Genomic DNA, 17,612 nt, shown 5'->3' with positions numbered 1-17,612 from the left:
CCGTGCTCGCCCTCGTGGCGACGTGCGGAGCGGGTCAGCGCACGGTGCGGTGGACGACGACTGGGGTGCCGTCGCCGGCGTCGGTCTTCTCGCGAACCACCACGGTGAGATCGGGCGCCGAGACGCCACCGAAGCCCACTGTGACGCCGATCGCTGCGTACGGCGAGAGCACCTGCGCGCCGACGACGTCGGCCGGGGCGGAGACCTCGAGGTGCGTACCCTCCGCAAGTGGCGCGTGGCTTGCGACCGAGACGAGTCCCGAGGCCGTGAGGAGCGAGGGCATGTCCGACGACGCGCCGTCGAGTGCGACGACCACGCCTCCCTTCTGCGTGAACGTGCCGAGGCTCGTTGCCCAGCTCGCTCCGAGTGCAGCCGGGGTGAGGCCGGCGCCGTCGTGGACGAGGACCACGTCGTAGTACGTGCTGAGCGTGGGCGAGGTCAGTGCACTCGCGTCCGGCGCTCGCACGATCTGCACTCCGCGGCCGTGGATTCCGTACGTCACGAGCGCCCGGACCTGCGCGACCGCCAGCGGCGACGCACCGTCCTCGTAGCTCAGAACGCGGATCGGATCGGTCGTCGGAATGGTCATCGCGTTGAGCAAGACCTTGGCCTGCGCCGAGCCGAGCCATGCTTGAGCGAAGTCGTGGCCGATGACGACGACGTCACCCGGGGTTGCGCCCTGGCACACGCCGGCCACGCAGATGTTCGACGGGCAGATCTTCCCGCACGCTCCGCAGTTCTGGCCGTCGCTCTCGACCGAAAGGCACTGCCCGCGGCAAGCGACGAGCGGCGCCTCGCAGACGAGCGGCGCATCGGGAGCGCCCGTGTCCGGCGTACTCGAGTCCGGCTCCTCCGCATCGGGGGCGCTGGAGTCCGGCACGCTCGTGTCCGGGGTGGAGGCGTCCGGCAGCGGGGTGGTGTCGGGAGCATCCGACCCGGCGTCGAGGGGCGGAGTTGCGTCGGTCACCGCCGTCGGCGTCGTGCTTCCGGAGGGGGCGGGAGCCGAGCTCTCGGGCACGCACTCCTGATTCGACTGGACGAAGCCGTCCGCGCATCGTCCACCGACGAGCGCATTGTCCAAGGTGCAACCGGCCGCGGCTGCGATGGCGAGCAGCGCCGTGATTCGTGAAACGCGTCTCATGGCTTGCTCCTGTGTCCTGCTGCGGCCGGCGTGGTCGTGCCGGAAACGATGAATTCGACGCGACGGTTACGTGCATCCGCACCCTGCGTGTCGAACTTCAGGCGGGACTTGCCGTAGCCCACCGCTTGCAGTCGCGAGGCGTCGACGCCGAAGTGAATGAGCATCGCGCGCGTGCTCTCGGCGCGCTGCTCGGAGAGCTTCTGGTTGTACGCATCGGTACCGACGGCGTCGGCGTGACCGGCGACCACGACCTCGATGATCTCGGAGTGGTTCCAGATGAACTGCGCGATGCGCTTCACGAGAGGCCGGCTCTCGACGCGGATGCGCGGGCTGTCGAACTCGAAGAGGATGACATCGTCGATCTCGAGACGATCGCCGACGAGCTTCACTGCGGGGCCTTCGCACCCTTCGGGAACCTGCGTGCCCGGAGGCAGGGTGTTCGGATCTGGGCACTCGTCCTTCGCTTCGACGACGCCGTCACGCGCGGCGACCGGCGGGGGCGTAGGTTCGGCCGCAGGCGGGGCCGCTTTGCGGGCCGCGGCCGAGCCGAAGCTCAAGGAAACACCGGCCACGAGGACACGCGCGTCGTCCGGACGGAACGAGTCGTCCGGCTGGACGATCTGCGTGTAGCCGACGAAGGGGCCGAGGCCCCACTTGCTCTCGTCGCTCGCGCGGAAGTCCCAACCAACGTGACCGTCGAAGGCCGGGCGCGCGAAGCTGCCCGTCTGCGCGAAGCCGCCGTTCGCATCGAGCCAGAGTCCGCCTTCGTGGCTGGCGCCGAAAGGACGGACGCGCACGCCGACGGTTCCGAGGAACGCGGTACCGGTCGAGTGGGATGCAACGCCGGTCTCCGAAGAAGAGCTCGACGAGAGAACGAAGCCGCCTCCGCTCGCCTGCACACCGATGGTGCGGGCGAGGGAGAGCTCGACGGTCGCGGAACCCGCGCCGCCGGCTCCGAACTCGGAACCTTGAGGCTTGCCGACGGCGTGTGCCGCGCCGGCGCTCACGTGGACGCGGAATGGATCCGCCGAGGCTTGCTGGCTCCATGCGAGGATGGCCAGCACGATGAGGATACGAGGGCGCACACCCCGGTGAACGGAAGCGCGCTCCGATCCTTGAGCCTCCTCGAGAGGAGCGTCAGCCTTTGGTGCGCGGATCGGTGACGAGCAGCGCAAACACCGCGTGATCGAGCCAACGCCCGTTGCAGCGCTCGGCCTGACGCGCGATGCCTTCGAACCGGAAACCCAGCCGGCCGATGACCGCGAGCGACGCGTGGTTGTCGGTCGCCGCGGCGACGCGAACGCGATGGGCGTTCACCGGGCCGAGGGCCCAATCGACCACGGCGCGCCCGGCTTCGGTCATGAGACCGCGCCCGCACGCATCGAGTCTCAGCCAGTAGCCGAGCTCCACGCTTTCGTGCAGATGCGCGAAGGCCTCGAGGCCGATGACGCCGAGAAAGCGTCGCGTCGCGCGGTCACGAATCGCGAAGCGACACGCACGAGCTGCATCCCAATCGCCGGCACTCGCCTCGGCGTAGCGACCGCTCGATTCGAGATCGATGTTGAACGGAACCCACGGGAGCCACGGCTCGAGGTGGGCGCGAGAGCCCTCCACGGTGGTCCAGAGATCGCGCGAGTCGGTTGCGTCGAGCGGATGAAGAATGAGCCGAGCCGTCTCGATGGGGCGCGACCGCAGCTCCGAACGGGGGGGAACGACCAGCACGGTTCGAGATTACAGCGGCGACCTTTGCGTGGACCAAGAATTTCGGTGACCACCATGGGCGAGGGCAGAGGTCTGTCGCGACGGCCGACGCACGGAAAGACGTCGGACCGTTACGTCAGCCCAACCGGTTGCGCCGGCGCGCTCGAGGATCGGGTCAGCAATCGTCGTCGTCGTTCGACTTGCGGCTCGATCGGCCGACCTGCGGCGGCGGCGTGGGGTAGGCCCGAACCACGGCTTTGGCCGGTCGCTCGATACTCTCGACAGGGCTCGTGACGAGGTCACGTCCATCGGCAGCGAAGTAAAGCGCCTCGCCCGGAACCGGATCGCCTGCGTTCGGGATGATCGCCCCGTTGCCGTAGAACTTGAGGCCCCCGTGCAGGCGACGGCGGACGGCAAGGTGCCCCTGGAGAAAGTCGCCGGTGCGGCGATCACGCACGGCCACGCAGAAGCCGTCGCGGAAGTGATATTCGGTGTTTCGCGTCACGTAGACGCGGTGCCGCCTGCGTTCCGGAACGTGCGTGCCGGTGGATTCGACCTTCGCGGGTAGGGCCATCGCTTCACTCCTCCAGGGTCGGAGCAAAATCGACCCGCCTTCGGGCCTGGGCCAAGTTTTTCGAGGCCGGGTCGGGGCGGAGAGGGCGAGGGCGAGGGGCGAGGGCGGTCGGCCGAGCCCAACCGTTCAGGGCCGCATGATTTTCGGATCGATCGGCGCGTTCGGCGTGGCGTTGCTGAACGCGATGTCGACCGTGTCCGTTTTTCCTTCGAGGAGGCGTGCTCGAACCGGAACGACCAGCGACTTGTCGAGCACGAGCGTGAAGCCGCGAACCGCCGCGGTGGGATCCTTGGCGGTCCCGACGATTTCGACGTCGTTCGGGCCCTTGGATCCCACGAGGACATAGCGTTCGCGTAGCGTGCCGAGGTCGCCGCCGAGCAGCGCACGCAGATCGGCGAGGCCTTTCGCCACGTTCGCACCCGCGGAGGGCAGGGTGGCCTTCGAGGAGCGCGTTCGGTACGAGAGCCCTTCGGGGCCCACCCAGTAGATCACGTCGTCCGGTGCAAAGAGCTCCCAGCGGAGGCGATCGGGGGCGACGAACGCCAGCTGTCCCGTCGACTTCACGCTGGTTGCGAGGAGCACCATCTTGCGCTCCTGCGTGAAGTTCGCGCGGAGCGACTTGAGCGACTTGCGAGCGTTGGCGATCTCGGCGAGCAGCGGATCGAGCTTCTCTCCCTCGAGCCGTTCACGTGCCGGCTCGTCGGCGCGTGCAGCCGCCGGCACGAGCACGGTGAGCGCGAGCGCTCCGAAGAGCCAGCGACGACGCGTCAATGTGGCCTCACGGTGATGCATGCTTGCCTCCCGTGGTGAGGGGCAGCTCCGGTCCGAGGAGAGGCCCTCCGGCACGCGCGCGCCCTTCGGTGTAGCGAGCGTCGCCGAGGATTTCGTCGGCAGGGACGGCGTCGTCGTCGGTGTCCGGTGGGGGGCCATCTTCATGTGAGACGATGGATGCCAGGTCGATCTTCACGAAGCGGCCCGAAAGATGCGGCCCCTCGGAAACCCAGGCCTTCTTCGCGGTCAGATCGAAGACCACGCCGTGGGTGGCGATGAGGGCATCGATGGTCTTCCGGTCGCCGAGCTCGCACTTGTCCGAGCCAGCGCACGAATGGTCGCGGAGCATTCCGACGCTGCTGGCCACGGTTGCGCTCTTCGGTGCAACCCCATGGAGGAGCTCGTCGATGCGGGCGCGACGAGGCAACGTGGTCGTCGTCTCGCGCACGTGCAGGTTGCTCGGATCGGACGCGAGCGGACCTTCGAAGTGGTTGGTGATGCCCACCCGCGCGGGATCGGGGACGTCGCTACGCACGAAGGCCGGCGTGCCGGGAGCGCGCTCGACCACGGCGAAGTGCCCCTTCGCGTCGCCGACGAAAACGATGTGCGAGACCATCACGTCTTGCTGCTTCAAGATCGCGACGGCCTCGGCCGTGTCGTGCGCGTGCGAAAGCGTCTCGCGGAGCGCGAAGGCCACCGGGATCCCCGTCGTCTTCGGCGTGCCGGCGCGACCTCCGTTGACGGCAACGGCCACGCCTTCGGCGTTCATGCCCGTCACCACCCCGACGAGGCCCGGCCACGAAACGCTGGCGAAGGGGATGGCGCCGTTTTCGCGCACGACGAAGACAGCCTTGTCGCGATCGAAGACGTCGGCCGCTTCGAAGTCGAACGCACGCGCGAAGAGGGCATGGCCGTCGCTCGTCGCGTCGGGGCCGAGGCCGAACGCCGTGCACCCGTCGAGCTGCGGTCGGGGCTTCGAGCCCGGGCTCGGCCCTGTGCCGAGGAGTGGCGAATGCTCGAAGCTGAGTGCGATGTCGTAGAGCGCGTGGAGAAAGACCATGCGCGGGTACGTGGGCATGTGCGACGCGTACGGGTCCGGATCGAACGCACGAGCCTCGGCGGCGAGCTCGCGCCTGCGCGGTTCGGGGAAGCCGTCTTGCACGTTGCGATAGCGGTAGCGCCCCATGTCGAAGAGGAGCGCGCGCGCCGGCGTGAAGGGCACCACGTTCGAGAAGCCGTCCCAGAGGACCGACTCGTTCGCGAGCATGTGATCACGGAGGAGCGTCGTGTGCTCCGTGCCGATCTCTTCCGGCGTCCCGGCGAGCTGCACGACGTTCACGCCGGGCCCCGATCCAGGCTTGCTTCCGAAGACGCGCGCCCAACCTTTGCCAGCGGTTCGCACGCCGTTCGACTCCGAGAGGCGGAGCGACGTCTCGGGAATGGCTGGCGGCGTGAGACGCACCATCCGTTCTACCGTGAGATGGGCAACGAGCGGCGCGAGGCCGAACACGCCCACGCCCACGCCCAGCGCTGTCAGCTTCTTCTTGTGGCGTCTCGCCCAGGCGAGCATCGCCCAGGTTCTTAGCCGCGCAGTCCGCGTTCGCCAAGTGCGGCGACGACCGTGCGCACGATCCGGAAGGGATCCCGGACGACGTGGAAGTGCGTCACGCGATCTTCGGGGTAGAGGACCTGGATGGGTTCTTCGACGATCGTGACGCCCGCCCATGCGGCGCGCAGGAGAATCTCGCCCTCGAAGTCGTAACCCTCGCCTCGCGCGCCGAGGGCGAGCGTGCGACGCACGGGATATCGACGCAGGCCGCACTGCGTATCGCGGAGCGCGCGCCCGGCGAACCGCGAGAGGAACATGTTCGAGATGCCGTTGGAGAAGCGATTCTTCTTCGGCGCTCCGGCGCGATCGAGATCGCGGATGCCGAGCACCAGCGCCTCCGGATCGTCGGAGGCGAGCATCACGCGACAGGCGTCTTCGCCTGGATGCTGTCCGTCGGCATCGACCGTGAGCGCGACCTCACACCCGCGGGCGAGGGCGGTGGACAGGCCGGCGCGGAGCGCGGCCCCCTTGCCGCGGTTCTTCCCGTGCGAGAGCACCTCGCAACCGAGGCGCGCGGCCACGCTCGCCGTCCGATCGCGCGAACCGTCGTCGATGACGAGAATCGCGTCGGCGAGGAACGGAAGCGACGCACGCAGCGATTGGATGACGGAGGGGAGCGTTCGTTCGGCGTCGAGTGCGGGGACGATCACGCAGGCGCGGGAGAGCCACGTGCTCGCGAGCGGCTGGCCTGGGGTGAACGGCATCGGGGTCGGTACGGTGCTCGGCGTTCGCGCCTCAGCGCGGCCGTCGCTCGTGTCTGCACCGCCCGCGTCTGCGCCTCGCGCATTTTCGTGTCGGGCGTCGCGGAGCGCGTGCGTCATCGGCGCGTAATGTTGCACGTTGACCGGCGCCTCTGCAAAGGCTACTCGCGCGGCCCGTGGCAATCGCACTCACTGTCGAGCACGGACCTCACGCTGGCCTTCCCCGGACCGAAGTACGGCGTCGCATCAATGCGATGATCCGTCTCCTTCAATTGGAGAAGTCGGACGTATCATTCGTTCTAACCAATGATGAGCAGATCCATCATTTGAACAAAGTCTATCGCGGTAAAGATCGTCCGACCGACGTTCTGGCGTTCGCGATGCACGAAGGCGAGTACGGCAGTCTCGCGGGCGACGTCCTCGGCGACGTCATCGTGAGCGTCCCGACAGCCCGCAAACAGGCTCTTTCGAGAGGCGCTGCAGTTCTCGACGAAGTCACGATGCTCCTCGCCCACGGGCTGCTTCATCTCCTGGGTTGGGACCACGACACCGCAGCGAAGGACCGCCGCATGAAGGCGGAGACGGCCCGCCTGTGTTCCGCCGCCGAGGCGGCTAGCCCTCGTCCAAAGACCGCTCGGAAGGCCGTGGCCAAGCGCGTCAAGGCCGCTTCAAAGCCAGCAGCCAAACGGGGTCTGTCACGGAAACCTAAGGCCCGTTAAGCGGGGCCCGCGTCGGAGAAAGACGAATGGGCAGGCAGGGAAAGGCCTCGCCCCTGCCGAAAAACACGAGCTTTCAGGGTGGGTCCATGGCTACGTCGACCTGCACGAAAACGCGCGATACCCGCGATTTTCCCTTGCGAGGATGGAACGGCGGGGTGTAGCAATGACGGCGTGCAGCGGTTCCGAGCCGAAAATTCGGGCCCGCGGCGGGGCACTCGAGCTTCTTTCACCTCTTCCAACTCGCTCACTGACGCTCCACTTGGACCATTCAAGTCGGGCGATCACGGACGACCTGGGGCGATTGAAACGCGAGAGCGAACGACGAAAGACGTCGTAGAGTTCGACAGGAGGAATCACAATGGCTGCTGCGAAGCGCATGACGAAGGCCCAGGTCATTTCGGATATTGCTCAGTACAGCGAGCTCGATAAGAAGAGCGTCAACAAGGTCTTTGAAGGCCTGACGGATCTCATCAAGAAGCAGCTCGGCCCGCGCGGCCCCGGCGAGTTCGTTATCCCCGGCCTGCTCAAGCTCAAGACGGTCAAGAAGAAGGCGATCCCGGCCGGCGAGCGCCGCAACCCCTTCACCGGCGAGATGCAGCACTTCGCGGCCAAGCCCGCGTCGAAGAAGGTTCGCGCGACCGCCCTCAAGGCGCTCAAGGACCTCATCCAGTGATTCTTCGCTGACGCGTCACCAAAACGACGCGTCATCGAAATGCTCGCAGGGCGCTCTTTCCGAGAGGAAGGCAGCGCCCTGAGCCTTTTAAGGTCTTCTACCCGCTCCCGGCGCCCAGCTCTTCGACGAGGAAATCGACGAACGCGCGCACCTTCGGGACGATATGACGCCTCGAGGGATAGATTGCGTAGACCGACAGATCGACGGCGGACCAATCGTCGAGAACGGTGCGTAGGCGCCCGTTTGCTAGTTCTTCGCTGACATAGACCGACGGGATCAGGCTAAGCCCAAAGCCGGCGCAGAGAGCATCGCGGACGGCCAGACTGGACGTCACTTTGTAGCGGCCGTCGATCGGGACGCGGACAGTGCGGTCGCCGCGATGGAACACCCACTCATCGGGGTGGCCGGACAGTGTGAACTGCACACAGCTGTGGCGGAGAAGATCCGCCGGATCCTCGGGCACGCCGAAGCGATCGAAGTAGGACGGCGCACCAGACACCACGTGCCGCGTCGTCATGAGCTTCCTCGAGACAAGGCTCGAATCTTCGAGACTGTCCATCGCGCGGATAGCGAGATCGAATCCCTCTTCCACGATGTTGACCCGACGATCCTCCATTCGCAGATCGACCGAGAGCTCGGGATAGCGATCGAGAAACTTCGGCATCGCCCGCGACAGGGGCGTAAGAAGCGTCAGGGTCACGGGCGCGGTGATGCGCAGGACGCCTTTCGGCACTTGCTGGAGAGGCCCGAGCGAACTGTCGGCCGCATCCAGGTCGTCGAGCACGCGCGTGATCTGCTCGTAGTAGAGGGAGCCCGCCTCGGTCAGGCTCACGCGCCGAGTCGTCCGGTTGAGAAGCCGCACGCCGAGATGGGCTTCGAGCTCGCTGACGTTCTTGCTGATCGCTGCCGGTGACAGGCCAAGGCGCCGGGAGGCCGCGACGAAGCTGCCGAACTCGACGACTTGCCGGAACACGCTCAGCGCCGTCAACCGATCCATGATCGTTCACCGTGGGTGAATGGTCTCTTGGGCACCTCGCATATTAATCCGATGGGAGCAATGAATTACCTCTCAACAGCGGCCGACGGGTGAGCGCGGCCGCTGGAGGTCGATCGCTATGGACCGGGGCACGATGCGCGCCCATCTGGAGATGCTGCTCCGGGCTGTCATCCTGGGGCTGTCATTCACGGTCGTGGGACTGACGAGGGAAGGCCTGCCGCCCCTCTTGCTGACCGCCCTTCGGTTCGCCGTCGGAGCCGTCGCTCTGCTCCCGCTGATGCGGCGCACGCCCGAGCGGCTTCCCGGGATGGCCGCGCTTGCGGTCTACAGCGTCTTGGGGTTGTGCCAGGCGGCATTCTTCGGGGCGATGTTCTGGGCCGCGCACCGGATCAGTGCGCTGTCGATGACGGTGCTCTATGTCAGTGTGCCGTTTCTGGCTTACTGCTTCGGCCTCGGCTTTCGGGTGGAGCACCCAAGCGGGCGCCTCCTCGGGATCCTCGCGCTCGGAGCCTGTGGTTCACTGGGCATCTCTTGGGCAGAGAGCGGCGGGCGCCTCGCCGGAGTGCAGGGCGGTTTGCACCTGGGGGCCGGTGAGACTGTGTTCTTTGCCGGCTGCTTGGGGCTCGCCCTCTATTCCGTGCTGACCAGGTGGGCGCTCTCGCGACGCTGGCTCTCCGAGCGGGCTGTCGTTCGCACGTTCTGGAGCCTCGTCATTGGCGGCGTTCTGGTCGGCGCTCTTGGCCTCATCGAGGAGAAGCTGCAGGGCCTGGCGGACCTGAAGCTCTCGGACGTCCTGCTGCTGGCCTACCTCGGAGTGTTCTCTACCGGCGGCACGTTCTGGCTCATGCAGCGCGCGGGCGCCGTTCTGACACCTGCAGCGGCGAGCGCATATTCCTACGCGCCCCCGATCGTCTCGATGCTCGTGCTCTTCGTCACGGAGCCGCAGAGCATCTCCTGGCGCTGGCTGCCGGGCGCGGTTCTGGTGGTCCTGGCGATAGCCCTGCTGCAGCGTCGGAGTGCAGATCCCAAGTCTCGGTCTCTGCCGGCCGGTCATGCGACCACGCCGGATAGCCGCTCCGCGGCGCCATCTTCGATCCGTTCAACAGGAGTTCGATGACATGCGAATAACGGTGTTTGGAGCAGCAGGAAGCGTCGGATCCCGCATCGTCGGGGAGGCGCTCTTGCGCGGCCACGAGGTGACGGCCGTGGTTCGTGACGAGTCCCGGCTTTCCTCGCTGCCCGCTGGAGCGCGAGGTCGGATCGGTGACGCGACCAGCGTCGATCAGGTAGCTGCGCTCAGCGCCGGCCAGGACCTCGTCATCAGCGCCACGCGTCCGGCTCCGGGGAATGAGCAGCAGCTCGTCACGATGGCCAAGTCGCTTCTGGCCGGGGTCACGCGATCGGGCGTGCGCCTCCTTCTGGTCGGGGGTGCTGCGAGCCTGAAGGTCCCGGACACGGGCGGCCTACTCGTCGATGATGCCCGATACGTGCCCGATTTCGTGCGCGACATCGCCATCGCATGCTGCGCGCAGTTCGACGTCTGCACCGCGGATGCCGCAGCGGATTGGACCTACCTCAGTCCACCCGCCCTGCTCGTGCCGGGCGAACGCACCGGCGGCTATCGGTCAGGCGGAGACGAGCTGCTCTTCGATTCCGATGGCACCTCGACGATCTCGATAGAGGACTTCGCCGTGGCCCTGCTCGATGAAGCGGAGTCTCCGAAGCATCGTCGGTCCCGCTTCACCGTCGCGGCGCATGCGTCGAGCGTCTGCGAAAGCGAGGTCATGGTCAGGACGCCGGACGGCGTGGCTGATTGCTACTTCGTCCACCCGGTGAGCGGAGCCTATCCGGGCGTGATTCTGTGGCCCGATGCTCTCGGCTTACGACTGGCCTTTCGGACGATCGGCAAGCGGCTTGCGAGGTCCGGATATTCGGTTCTCGTGATCAATCCCTATTACCGACACACAGTCGCGCCCATTCGCGTCGATGCCGACGCCTTCAATGAGCCGGCAGGGCGCGAAAAGGTGCTGAGCCTCGCCAACGCGATCACGCCCGACATGACCATGACGGACGCCGTGGCATTGGCCGGCTTTCTAGCCCAGCACAAGTCTGTCGATCCGGAGCGAAAACTCGGCACGATGGGCTACTGCATCGGCGGGGCAATGGCCGTCCGTACGGCGGCGGCAGTGAACGACGGCAACGATCGCAACGATCGCGTCGGGGCCATCGCGTCCTTTCATGGCGCCAACCTCGTCACGCAGCAGGCGGACAGCCCCCATTTGCTCGTTCCCAGAACAAGGGCAAGCGCCCTCATCGGGATCGCGGAGAATGACGACGCGAAAGACCCGGACGCGAAGGCCCTTCTTCGCGAAGCCTACGCCAAGGCCAGTCTGGCCGCAGAGATCGAGGTCTATCCAGGCACGATGCATGGCTGGTGCGCGCTCGACACCAAGGCCTACGACCGGCCCCACGCGGAGCGGGCATGGTCACGGCTGCTGGCCCTGTTCAGCAAGGCCCTGGCCTGAATTGGCGCTCGAGGGGTCCGCGATTCAGCGATTCGTTCGACGAGAGCGGGCCAGAGGGAACGCGAGCGAGGCGGTCAGAAGAAGGACCAGGGGCGCGTCGCCGAAGCGTGTGAAGAGCGTCACGGGCGACTCGAGCAGGGCCGCAGAGACTTGGAGCGTTGCGGGCAGGGCGTCCGAGTAGCGAGCGCGGACTCGGCCGGTCGCATCGACGAACGACGTCGGGCCCTGATTGACGGCGCGGACCAGATCGCGCCGCGCTTCGATGGCGCGCAGCGCGGCCAGACGAAGATGTAGCTCGCCTTCGCCGCTGCCGGTGAACCACGCGTCGTTCGTGACGTTCACGAGGAGGTTCGGCCGAACCTCCATCGCTTCACGCCCCGCCTGGGGAAGGGTGTCTTCGTAGCAATTGAGGACCGCCGCGCGAATCGCGTCGGTCGTGAAGAGCACCGACTCGGTTCCCGGAACGAGACCAGTGCCGCGCGCGAAGACCTTGCGCAGCCACGGAAACGAATCCGCGAGCGGGACCGTTTCGCCGAACCAGAGCAGGTGACGCTTGTCGTAGGGCTTGGAGACGGTGCCGTCGGCCGTGGCGAGGACCGCGGAGTTGTAACCGAGGCCGGCGCCGCCGCTCATGTACACGCCCGTCAGCACGGGGCCACGCACGCCGTACTGCAGGATGGCGCGCGAGCCGGTCGGCGTGTGCCGCGTGGCGTGAGGAAGCGTGTACGGATAGGACGACTCCGGCCAGACGGTGAGCTCCGCGCCGCGTGACTCGGCGCTCTTCGTGAGCGCGGTCAGGCGATCGAGCATCGTCACGGCGCGCGAAGCGTCCCAACGCTCGTAGGCGTCGAAGCCGGGCTGTACGAGGGCAACGTCCGCATGTGGGGCTCCTTCGCGGAGCTGCGCCACCTGGCGCATGCGAAGCGTTCCCCAGCCGAGCATCACGACGACGATGGCGGTCGCGACGCCGAGCGCCAGCGCCATCGTGCGGAAGGCGCGCTCGCGCCCATGTTGGATGGCCAGCGCGCAGAGTCCAGCGACGACCGCGATCAGGAACGTCGTCCCGCGCTCACCAATCAGCTCGGCCGTCTGCACGAACGCAGGCCAAGGGGTCATGCCGCCGGCGGGCGTCCACGGGAAGACCGCGGGGACGAACGTCGCCACGTACACGCCGGTGCCGAAGGCGAGCCACGACGGCACGTCGGGAAGGCGCGTGCGGACGATGCGAATGACGAGGCCGGCGAACGCCCAGGGGATCGCTTGCGCAGCGGAGAGCAGGACGAGCGCCGTCCACCCCGCGATGCTGGGCAGCGAAGCGAAGCGCACGACGACCTCCGGCACGAACCGAAGGGCCACGAGGTTCGCGAAGAGCCCGAAGAGCCAGCCGACGAAGGCGCCGCGCCGGCGATGACCGCGCGCCTCGTCACTCGGCAAGAGCGCGTAGGCGAACCCTACGAGGCCGAGCGGAATGCCGAGATAGAAGTCGAACGGCGGCGCAGCGGTCGCGAAAAGCGCACCGCTCGCCGCCGCGAGGACGGACGTCCACCGAGGTTTGCGCGAGCGGGCATCGCCGTCGTGGCGCGGCTCGCTCGCGGCGATCACCAGTAGAACGTGAGGCCGCCCTGGATGACACCCGCGCCGGAGGTGTTCGTCGAACGGCCGTTGCCATCGACGAACTCGGGATGCGTATGGCGATCGTCGTCGACGCGGCCGCGGACGATTCCGCGCACGTCGACGTTCAAGGCGACCGTTCTCGAGAGACGGAACTCGAGACCACCACCGCCCTGCACGCCGAAGTAGTCGTACCTGTACTCGGTCTCGTTGTAACCCGAGCGATCGTCGACCGCGCGAGCACCGGACCAGCCGAAGCCGCCGACGAGGTAGACCTGTGTCTTGCTCTTCGGGTTGAGGAACACGATGCCGTTGAAGGTGAAGCCGGTCTCGCTGCGGCGATAGCCGTTGTAGTCGCGGCCGCCGGCGAAATCGAGGTCGCCTTCGATGGCGAACGCCGGCACCGGGCGGAAGCGGAGGCCGAGGCCGACGACCGCCATGCCGGTGTTGCCGTCGCGGCCGTCACCCATCATGAGGCCGCCGAGGTGCAGGTTGAGGCCCCATTCGCGCTTCCGCGGCGGAGCCTGACGCGGCACGTAGTAGTAGGGCGGAGGCGCCTCGCGGGTCTGGACCACCACCGTCGAGGGCGGCGGCTGGTACACGACGACCGGCGGCGGAGGCGACGCGGGCTTGGCGTCGGCCTTCGTCTCCGCCTTGCTACTGCCCTCCACAGGCAAAGGCTGGAGACTGTTGTTTCCGGACGCGGCAGGCGGAGGCTGCGTCTCCCCGCAGAACCAGCTGCCCGGCGGGCAGTCCTTGTCGTCCGCGTGGGCAATGGCAGGCACTGCGAGGACGCATGTGCCGAGCGCGCCTGCAAAGGAGAGCCTCTTGAACGCGGTCAGCGCTGGATTGCCGGACAGCCGGAACGTGTTGCTCATGTCAGACCGTGCCTCCGATGACGAGCAGGCCCCGGGAGTGCCCGGCTCCGAACCTCGTCTGGATGCTCCCCAAAGCAACGCAGGTGCCACGGGGAACGACGCGGCGCCCACGGGCATTATGGCCGATTTCGGAGGCGGCGAGAAAAGCTGTATCCGACCGTTCACGTCGGGCCGACAACCGTTGTCCAAGGTCCCCGCCCGGGGCTCGTCGACCGGTGGGGTAGGGGGATGTGCGGCTGAGCTTGCCACATCGGGCCTTTCGAGCGCCTCGTCCTCCGGCCAGTCGTCGTGTAAAGAGCACCGCTCGTTGGCTACCGTTCGTCTGAAACCCGGTCACGTTCAGCCCGTTTGGGCCGGTCATCCGTGGGTTTATGCCCAGGCCATCGAGCGCGTCGAAGGCGGCGCGACACGAGGCGCGGAGGTCCGGGTCGTCGATCCGCGCGGGAATTTCCTGGGTCGCGGGTTCTATTCGTCGGGGTCTGCGATCCCGGTGCGGATCCTGGTCCGTGACGAAACGACGGCCATCGACACGTCGTTCTTTCGCGCGCGTTTCGAGCGTGCGCTGGCCGCGCGCCAAGCCCTCGGCATCGGCACCTCGCCGGACACCACCGGGTACCGCGTCGTTCACGCGGAGGGCGACGGGCTTCCTGGCCTGATCGTCGACAAGTTCGAGGACGTCCTCGTCGTGCAGCTCCTCACGTTCGGCATGAAGGAACGTGAAGCGATGATCTTCGAGGCTCTCGGCCAGGCGTTTCGCCCGCGGGCGATCATCGACCGCACGCCGGCCAACGCCGCGAAGTTGGAAGGCTTCACACCCGGGCAGGGCGTGGTTCGCGGGGAAAACGTCACCACGCTTTCCTTCCGCGAGCGTGCGCTCGCGTGGACCATCCCGTTTGACCTCGGACAGAAGACCGGGTTCTACTTCGACCAACGTGAGCTTCGTGGTCGCGTCGAGGCGCTGTCCAAAGGCAAGCGCGTTCTCGATGCATATTCGTACATCGGTGCGTTCGGCCTCGCCGCCGCGCGCGGTGGCGCCACCGAAGTCGTCTCCGTCGACGAGAGCGCCGCGGCGATGGAAGTCGGTGCCGAGTGTGCGCGCGCGAACGACCTCGCAGGGGTGATTCGCTTCCAGCGTGGCGATGCGCGTCGGATCATGCAGGAAGCCCACGCGAGCTTCGATCTCGCGGTCGTCGACCCGCCGCGACTCGCGCCCTCGCGCGGCGCACGCGAGCAGGCTCTCGTCCAATACTCCAAGGTCGCCGAGCTCGGATGTCGGGCGGTCAAGCCGGGCGGTCTCCTCGTTCTCTGTTCGTGCTCCGCGGCGGTCGATCTCGCCGCTCTCACGCGGGCCCTCGCCACCGGCGCGGTTCGCGCGAACGTCGATGCGATCGTCCTCGAGCGCGCCTTCCAGGGGGCCGATCACCCGGTGCCTGCCGCCTTCTCGGAAGGCCTCTATTTGAAGGCGCTCATCGCGCGCGTCGAACCCCGCAGCACGCGTTCGACCGCCCCCGTCACGCCATGAGGCCGCTCGCCGAGGTCGATCGCGCTTCGTTACGCGGTCTCCGCGGAGTGCTCTTCGATCTCGACGACACCGTCCTCTCGCACGGCGTCCTCACGCGTGCGGCATACGAAGCGATCTGGTCGCTGCACGACGCCGGGCTCCACCTCGTTGCCGTCACAGGGCGTCCGAGCGGCTGGGGAGAAGTCCTCGCGAGGCAGTGGCCGATCGATGGCGCGGTCACCGAGAACGGTGCGGTGCACGTGGTTCGCGATGGCATCGGTGTGACCATCGACGAAGGCGGCGAGCCGGCGGACGTCGCCGTGCGGCGCGAGAGGCTCGCCCTCCTGGTCGCCACGGTCGCGGAGAAGGTGCCGCGCGCGAGGCTCGCCGACGACGTGCACGCACGCCGCTCGGACGTGGCCTGGGACATCGGCGAGAGAGACAAGCTCGACCCCGAAACGATCGCGGCCATCGCCCACGAGATTGTCGCGGCCGGTGCTCGCACGACGCGCTCGTCGGTGCACATCCACGCCACCTACGAACGCGACGACAAAGCCTCGGGCGCCGTCCGCTTCCTTCGCGAGCGCTTCGGCGAGGATCCTGGCGCCGCGCTCGGCCGCTGGGCCTTCGTCGGCGACAGTGGAAACGACGCCGCCTGCTTCTCGGCCTTCCGACTCACGTTCGGCGTCGCCAACGTCCGCGCCCATCTCCGCCAGCTCAGCCTTCCGCCGCGCTGGGTTGCCTCCAAGGAACGGGGCGAGGGCTTCGCCGAGATCGCCGCCAAGATCCTCTCCGCGCGTTAGCGGCACGCACTCCGGCACGCGACCTCAGCGGTGGGGCGGCGGGCTGCGGGCTGCCTGGTACCCTCGAAATGTCCGATCTGGCTCTACGGGGAGGTCCGGTGGCGCGGCACGATGAACTCATGCACGTGTCCGTTTCCGCCGCCGGCGAGCCTCGAGTATCTTCGCGCACCACCATGACCACGCGAACGTCCGCCGAGCTCCTCGAACTCGCTTCGAAGCGCCTCTACCCGAACTACAAGCCTGCCGCGATGATGCTCGCGCGCGGGCGTGGAGCGGAGCTCTTCGACGTGGAAGGACGTCGCTGGCTCGATCTCATGGCGGGCGTCGCCGTGTGCTCCGTCGGTCACGCGCATCCGAAGCTCGCGGCCGCGATTGGCGAGCAGGCCGCGCGTCTGATGCACGTTTCGAACTACTTCTACAACGAGGAGAACGTCCTCCTCGCCGACGAGCTTTGCCGTCTGAGCGGGCTCTCGCGCGCGTTCTTCTGCAACTCGGGCGCCGAGGCGAACGAAGCGATGTTCAAGCTTGCGCGTCGCTACTTCCACGCGAAGGGCCTCCCGCGCACGCGCATCATCGCGTTCCACAACGCGTTCCACGGACGCACGATGGGCGCGCTCTCGATGACGGGCACCCCGAAGTACCGCGAAGGGTTCGGCGGCGTCGAAGGTGTCACCCACGTCGCGTATGGTGACCTCGCGGCCGTGAAGGCCGAGATGAAGGGCGACGTCGCGGCGGTCATCGTCGAGCCGGTGCAAGGCGAGGGCGGTGTTCTCCCGGCGCCGGCAGGCTTCCTCGAGGGGCTGCGCGCGATCTGCGACGAGCACGGTGCGCTTCTGCTCGTCGACGAGGTTCAGACGGGCATCGGTCGACTCGGTCGCTGGTTCGGTTATCAGGCGAGCGATACGCGCGGTGAAGTCCGCCCCGACGCAATCTCGCTCGCGAAGGGCCTCGCCGGTGGCTTCCCGATCGGTGCCATGCTGACGAGCGAGGAGCTCGCCACGGCACTTCCGCCGGGCACGCACGGCTCGACCTTCGGCGGCAATCCGCTCGCGTGCTGCGCGGCTCGCACGGTGCTTCGCATCCTCGACGAGGAGGGGATCGTCGCGTCGGTCAAGGCGAAGGGCGAGCGCCTGCGTGCGATGCTCCTCGAGGTCGTGCGAGATCTCCCGAACGTCTGCGACGGCGAGCGAGGCGAAGGCCTGCTTCGTGGTCTTCTCCTCAAGCAGGGGTACGTCGCTCGCGACATCCTGCCGAAGCTTGCCGATGCCGGCGTTCTGCTCACGGCGGCCGGCGATCGCGTGCTTCGCTTCACGCCGCCGCTCGTCGTGACCGAATCCGAGCTCGCGGAAGGCGTGGCTGCGGTCCGCAAGGTCCTCGCGGGCCTTCCGCCCGTCTGATTCGAACGACG

The 17,612-nt window shown here is 67.5% G+C and carries 17 protein-coding genes; 7 read left to right on the top strand and 10 right to left on the bottom strand.

Annotated features, from left to right (window positions below):
- Nucleotides 1-34 precede the first annotated feature (34 nt).
- The 7 genes from AKJ09_RS05750 to AKJ09_RS05720 all read right to left on the bottom strand — a co-directional run bounded on the left by AKJ09_RS05750 (nucleotide 35) and on the right by AKJ09_RS05720 (nucleotide 6,500).
- Complete coding sequence (locus tag AKJ09_RS05750; RefSeq protein ID WP_169927284.1) at nucleotides 35-1,141, bottom strand: hypothetical protein; 1,107 nt, start codon at nucleotides 1,139-1,141, stop codon at nucleotides 35-37.
- Nucleotides 1,138-2,226 (bottom strand): OmpA family protein, encoded by a 1,089-nt coding sequence (locus AKJ09_RS05745; protein ID WP_169927283.1) that lies wholly within the window; start codon nucleotides 2,224-2,226, stop codon nucleotides 1,138-1,140. The genes AKJ09_RS05750 and AKJ09_RS05745 overlap by 4 nt, the downstream gene beginning before the upstream one ends.
- Before the next feature lie 52 nt (nucleotides 2,227-2,278).
- On the bottom strand, nucleotides 2,279-2,863 hold the full coding sequence (locus tag AKJ09_RS05740; RefSeq protein WP_146646169.1) for a GNAT family N-acetyltransferase: 585 nt from the start codon (nucleotides 2,861-2,863) through the stop codon (nucleotides 2,279-2,281).
- Nucleotides 2,864-3,017: 154 nt separating this feature from the next.
- On the bottom strand, nucleotides 3,018-3,416 hold the full coding sequence (locus AKJ09_RS05735; protein WP_146646168.1) for a hypothetical protein: 399 nt from the start codon (nucleotides 3,414-3,416) through the stop codon (nucleotides 3,018-3,020).
- A 126-nt stretch (nucleotides 3,417-3,542) separates the two neighbouring features.
- Nucleotides 3,543-4,187, bottom strand: a complete 645-nt coding sequence (locus tag AKJ09_RS05730; RefSeq protein ID WP_169927282.1) for an outer membrane lipoprotein carrier protein LolA — start codon at nucleotides 4,185-4,187, stop codon at nucleotides 3,543-3,545.
- 7 nt (nucleotides 4,188-4,194) lie between these two features.
- Nucleotides 4,195-5,757, bottom strand: a complete 1,563-nt coding sequence (locus tag AKJ09_RS05725; RefSeq protein ID WP_146646166.1) for a C45 family autoproteolytic acyltransferase/hydrolase — start codon at nucleotides 5,755-5,757, stop codon at nucleotides 4,195-4,197.
- An 11-nt stretch (nucleotides 5,758-5,768) separates the two neighbouring features.
- A complete protein-coding gene (locus tag AKJ09_RS05720) occupies nucleotides 5,769-6,500 on the bottom strand; it encodes a glycosyltransferase family 2 protein (RefSeq protein WP_146646165.1) in 732 nt (243 codons plus the stop codon).
- 173 nt (nucleotides 6,501-6,673) lie between these two features.
- On the opposite strand from AKJ09_RS05720, the gene ybeY reads away from it, so the two are divergent.
- Together ybeY and AKJ09_RS05710 are read left to right on the top strand one after the other, a co-directional pair.
- On the top strand, nucleotides 6,674-7,216 hold the full coding sequence (ybeY, locus tag AKJ09_RS05715) for an rRNA maturation RNase YbeY (protein WP_275936610.1): 543 nt from the start codon (nucleotides 6,674-6,676) through the stop codon (nucleotides 7,214-7,216).
- A 358-nt stretch (nucleotides 7,217-7,574) separates the two neighbouring features.
- Complete coding sequence (locus AKJ09_RS05710) at nucleotides 7,575-7,889, top strand: HU family DNA-binding protein (RefSeq protein WP_146646163.1); 315 nt, start codon at nucleotides 7,575-7,577, stop codon at nucleotides 7,887-7,889.
- A 97-nt stretch (nucleotides 7,890-7,986) separates the two neighbouring features.
- Here AKJ09_RS05710 and AKJ09_RS05705 read toward each other — a convergent pair whose 3' ends face one another.
- On the bottom strand, nucleotides 7,987-8,886 hold the full coding sequence (locus AKJ09_RS05705; protein ID WP_146646162.1) for a LysR family transcriptional regulator: 900 nt from the start codon (nucleotides 8,884-8,886) through the stop codon (nucleotides 7,987-7,989).
- A 133-nt stretch (nucleotides 8,887-9,019) separates the two neighbouring features.
- Between AKJ09_RS05705 and AKJ09_RS05700 the strand changes: the two genes are divergently transcribed.
- Together AKJ09_RS05700 and AKJ09_RS05695 are read left to right on the top strand one after the other, a co-directional pair.
- Nucleotides 9,020-10,003, top strand: coding sequence for a DMT family transporter (locus AKJ09_RS05700; RefSeq protein WP_205633613.1), 984 nt, complete (start codon nucleotides 9,020-9,022; stop codon nucleotides 10,001-10,003).
- Nucleotides 10,004-10,016: 13 nt separating this feature from the next.
- The gene (locus tag AKJ09_RS05695) at nucleotides 10,017-11,411 is read left to right on the top strand and encodes a dienelactone hydrolase family protein (protein ID WP_205633612.1); all 1,395 of its coding nucleotides are present in this window, start codon (nucleotides 10,017-10,019) and stop codon (nucleotides 11,409-11,411) included.
- A 24-nt stretch (nucleotides 11,412-11,435) separates the two neighbouring features.
- On the opposite strand, the gene lnt is transcribed toward AKJ09_RS05695, so the two are convergent.
- Together lnt and AKJ09_RS05685 are read right to left on the bottom strand one after the other, a co-directional pair.
- The gene (lnt, locus tag AKJ09_RS05690; RefSeq protein WP_169927281.1) at nucleotides 11,436-13,013 is read right to left on the bottom strand and encodes an apolipoprotein N-acyltransferase; all 1,578 of its coding nucleotides are present in this window, start codon (nucleotides 13,011-13,013) and stop codon (nucleotides 11,436-11,438) included.
- Nucleotides 13,010-13,900: an outer membrane beta-barrel protein gene (locus AKJ09_RS05685; RefSeq protein WP_169927280.1), complete on the bottom strand. Its 891-nt coding sequence runs from the start codon at nucleotides 13,898-13,900 to the stop codon at nucleotides 13,010-13,012. Before AKJ09_RS05685 ends, lnt begins: the two co-directional genes overlap by 4 nt.
- A gap of 307 nt (nucleotides 13,901-14,207) precedes the next feature.
- Between AKJ09_RS05685 and AKJ09_RS05680 the strand changes: the two genes are divergently transcribed.
- The 3 genes from AKJ09_RS05680 (at nucleotide 14,208) to AKJ09_RS05670 (ending at nucleotide 17,601) form a co-directional block, all read left to right on the top strand.
- On the top strand, nucleotides 14,208-15,422 hold the full coding sequence (locus AKJ09_RS05680; RefSeq protein ID WP_240488400.1) for a class I SAM-dependent rRNA methyltransferase: 1,215 nt from the start codon (nucleotides 14,208-14,210) through the stop codon (nucleotides 15,420-15,422).
- Nucleotides 15,419-16,204 (top strand): HAD-IIB family hydrolase, encoded by a 786-nt coding sequence (locus tag AKJ09_RS05675; RefSeq protein WP_146646157.1) that lies wholly within the window; start codon nucleotides 15,419-15,421, stop codon nucleotides 16,202-16,204. Before AKJ09_RS05680 ends, AKJ09_RS05675 begins: the two co-directional genes overlap by 4 nt.
- Before the next feature lie 173 nt (nucleotides 16,205-16,377).
- Nucleotides 16,378-17,601 (top strand): aspartate aminotransferase family protein, encoded by a 1,224-nt coding sequence (locus AKJ09_RS05670; protein WP_240488399.1) that lies wholly within the window; start codon nucleotides 16,378-16,380, stop codon nucleotides 17,599-17,601.
- The last annotated feature ends 11 nt before the right edge of the window (nucleotides 17,602-17,612 follow it).

The sequence above is a fragment of the Labilithrix luteola genome, assembly GCF_001263205.1.
GTDB lineage: Bacteria > Myxococcota_A > Polyangia > Polyangiales > Polyangiaceae > Labilithrix > Labilithrix luteola.
The sequence above is the reverse complement of the archived record's forward strand: the minus strand, read 5'-3'. Positions and strand labels throughout refer to the sequence as shown.

What these genes read in the sequence shown, in the direction of transcription:
- AKJ09_RS05735 (WP_146646168.1), bottom strand. Translation starts at nt 3,416, where the DNA reads ATGGCCCTACCCGCGAAGGTCGAATCCACCGGCACGCACGTTCCGGAA.
- AKJ09_RS05705 (WP_146646162.1), bottom strand. Translation starts at nt 8,886, where the DNA reads ATGGATCGGTTGACGGCGCTGAGCGTGTTCCGGCAAGTCGTCGAGTTC.
- AKJ09_RS05685 (WP_169927280.1), bottom strand. Translation starts at nt 13,900, where the DNA reads ATGAGCAACACGTTCCGGCTGTCCGGCAATCCAGCGCTGACCGCGTTC.
- AKJ09_RS05710 (WP_146646163.1), top strand. Translation starts at nt 7,575, where the DNA reads ATGGCTGCTGCGAAGCGCATGACGAAGGCCCAGGTCATTTCGGATATT.
- AKJ09_RS05670 (WP_240488399.1), top strand. Translation starts at nt 16,378, where the DNA reads ATGACCACGCGAACGTCCGCCGAGCTCCTCGAACTCGCTTCGAAGCGC.
- AKJ09_RS05720 (WP_146646165.1), bottom strand. Translation starts at nt 6,500, where the DNA reads ATGCCGTTCACCCCAGGCCAGCCGCTCGCGAGCACGTGGCTCTCCCGC.
- AKJ09_RS05700 (WP_205633613.1), top strand. Translation starts at nt 9,020, where the DNA reads ATGCGCGCCCATCTGGAGATGCTGCTCCGGGCTGTCATCCTGGGGCTG.
- AKJ09_RS05675 (WP_146646157.1), top strand. Translation starts at nt 15,419, where the DNA reads ATGAGGCCGCTCGCCGAGGTCGATCGCGCTTCGTTACGCGGTCTCCGC.
- AKJ09_RS05750 (WP_169927284.1), bottom strand. Translation starts at nt 1,141, where the DNA reads ATGAGACGCGTTTCACGAATCACGGCGCTGCTCGCCATCGCAGCCGCG.
- AKJ09_RS05725 (WP_146646166.1), bottom strand. Translation starts at nt 5,757, where the DNA reads ATGCTCGCCTGGGCGAGACGCCACAAGAAGAAGCTGACAGCGCTGGGC.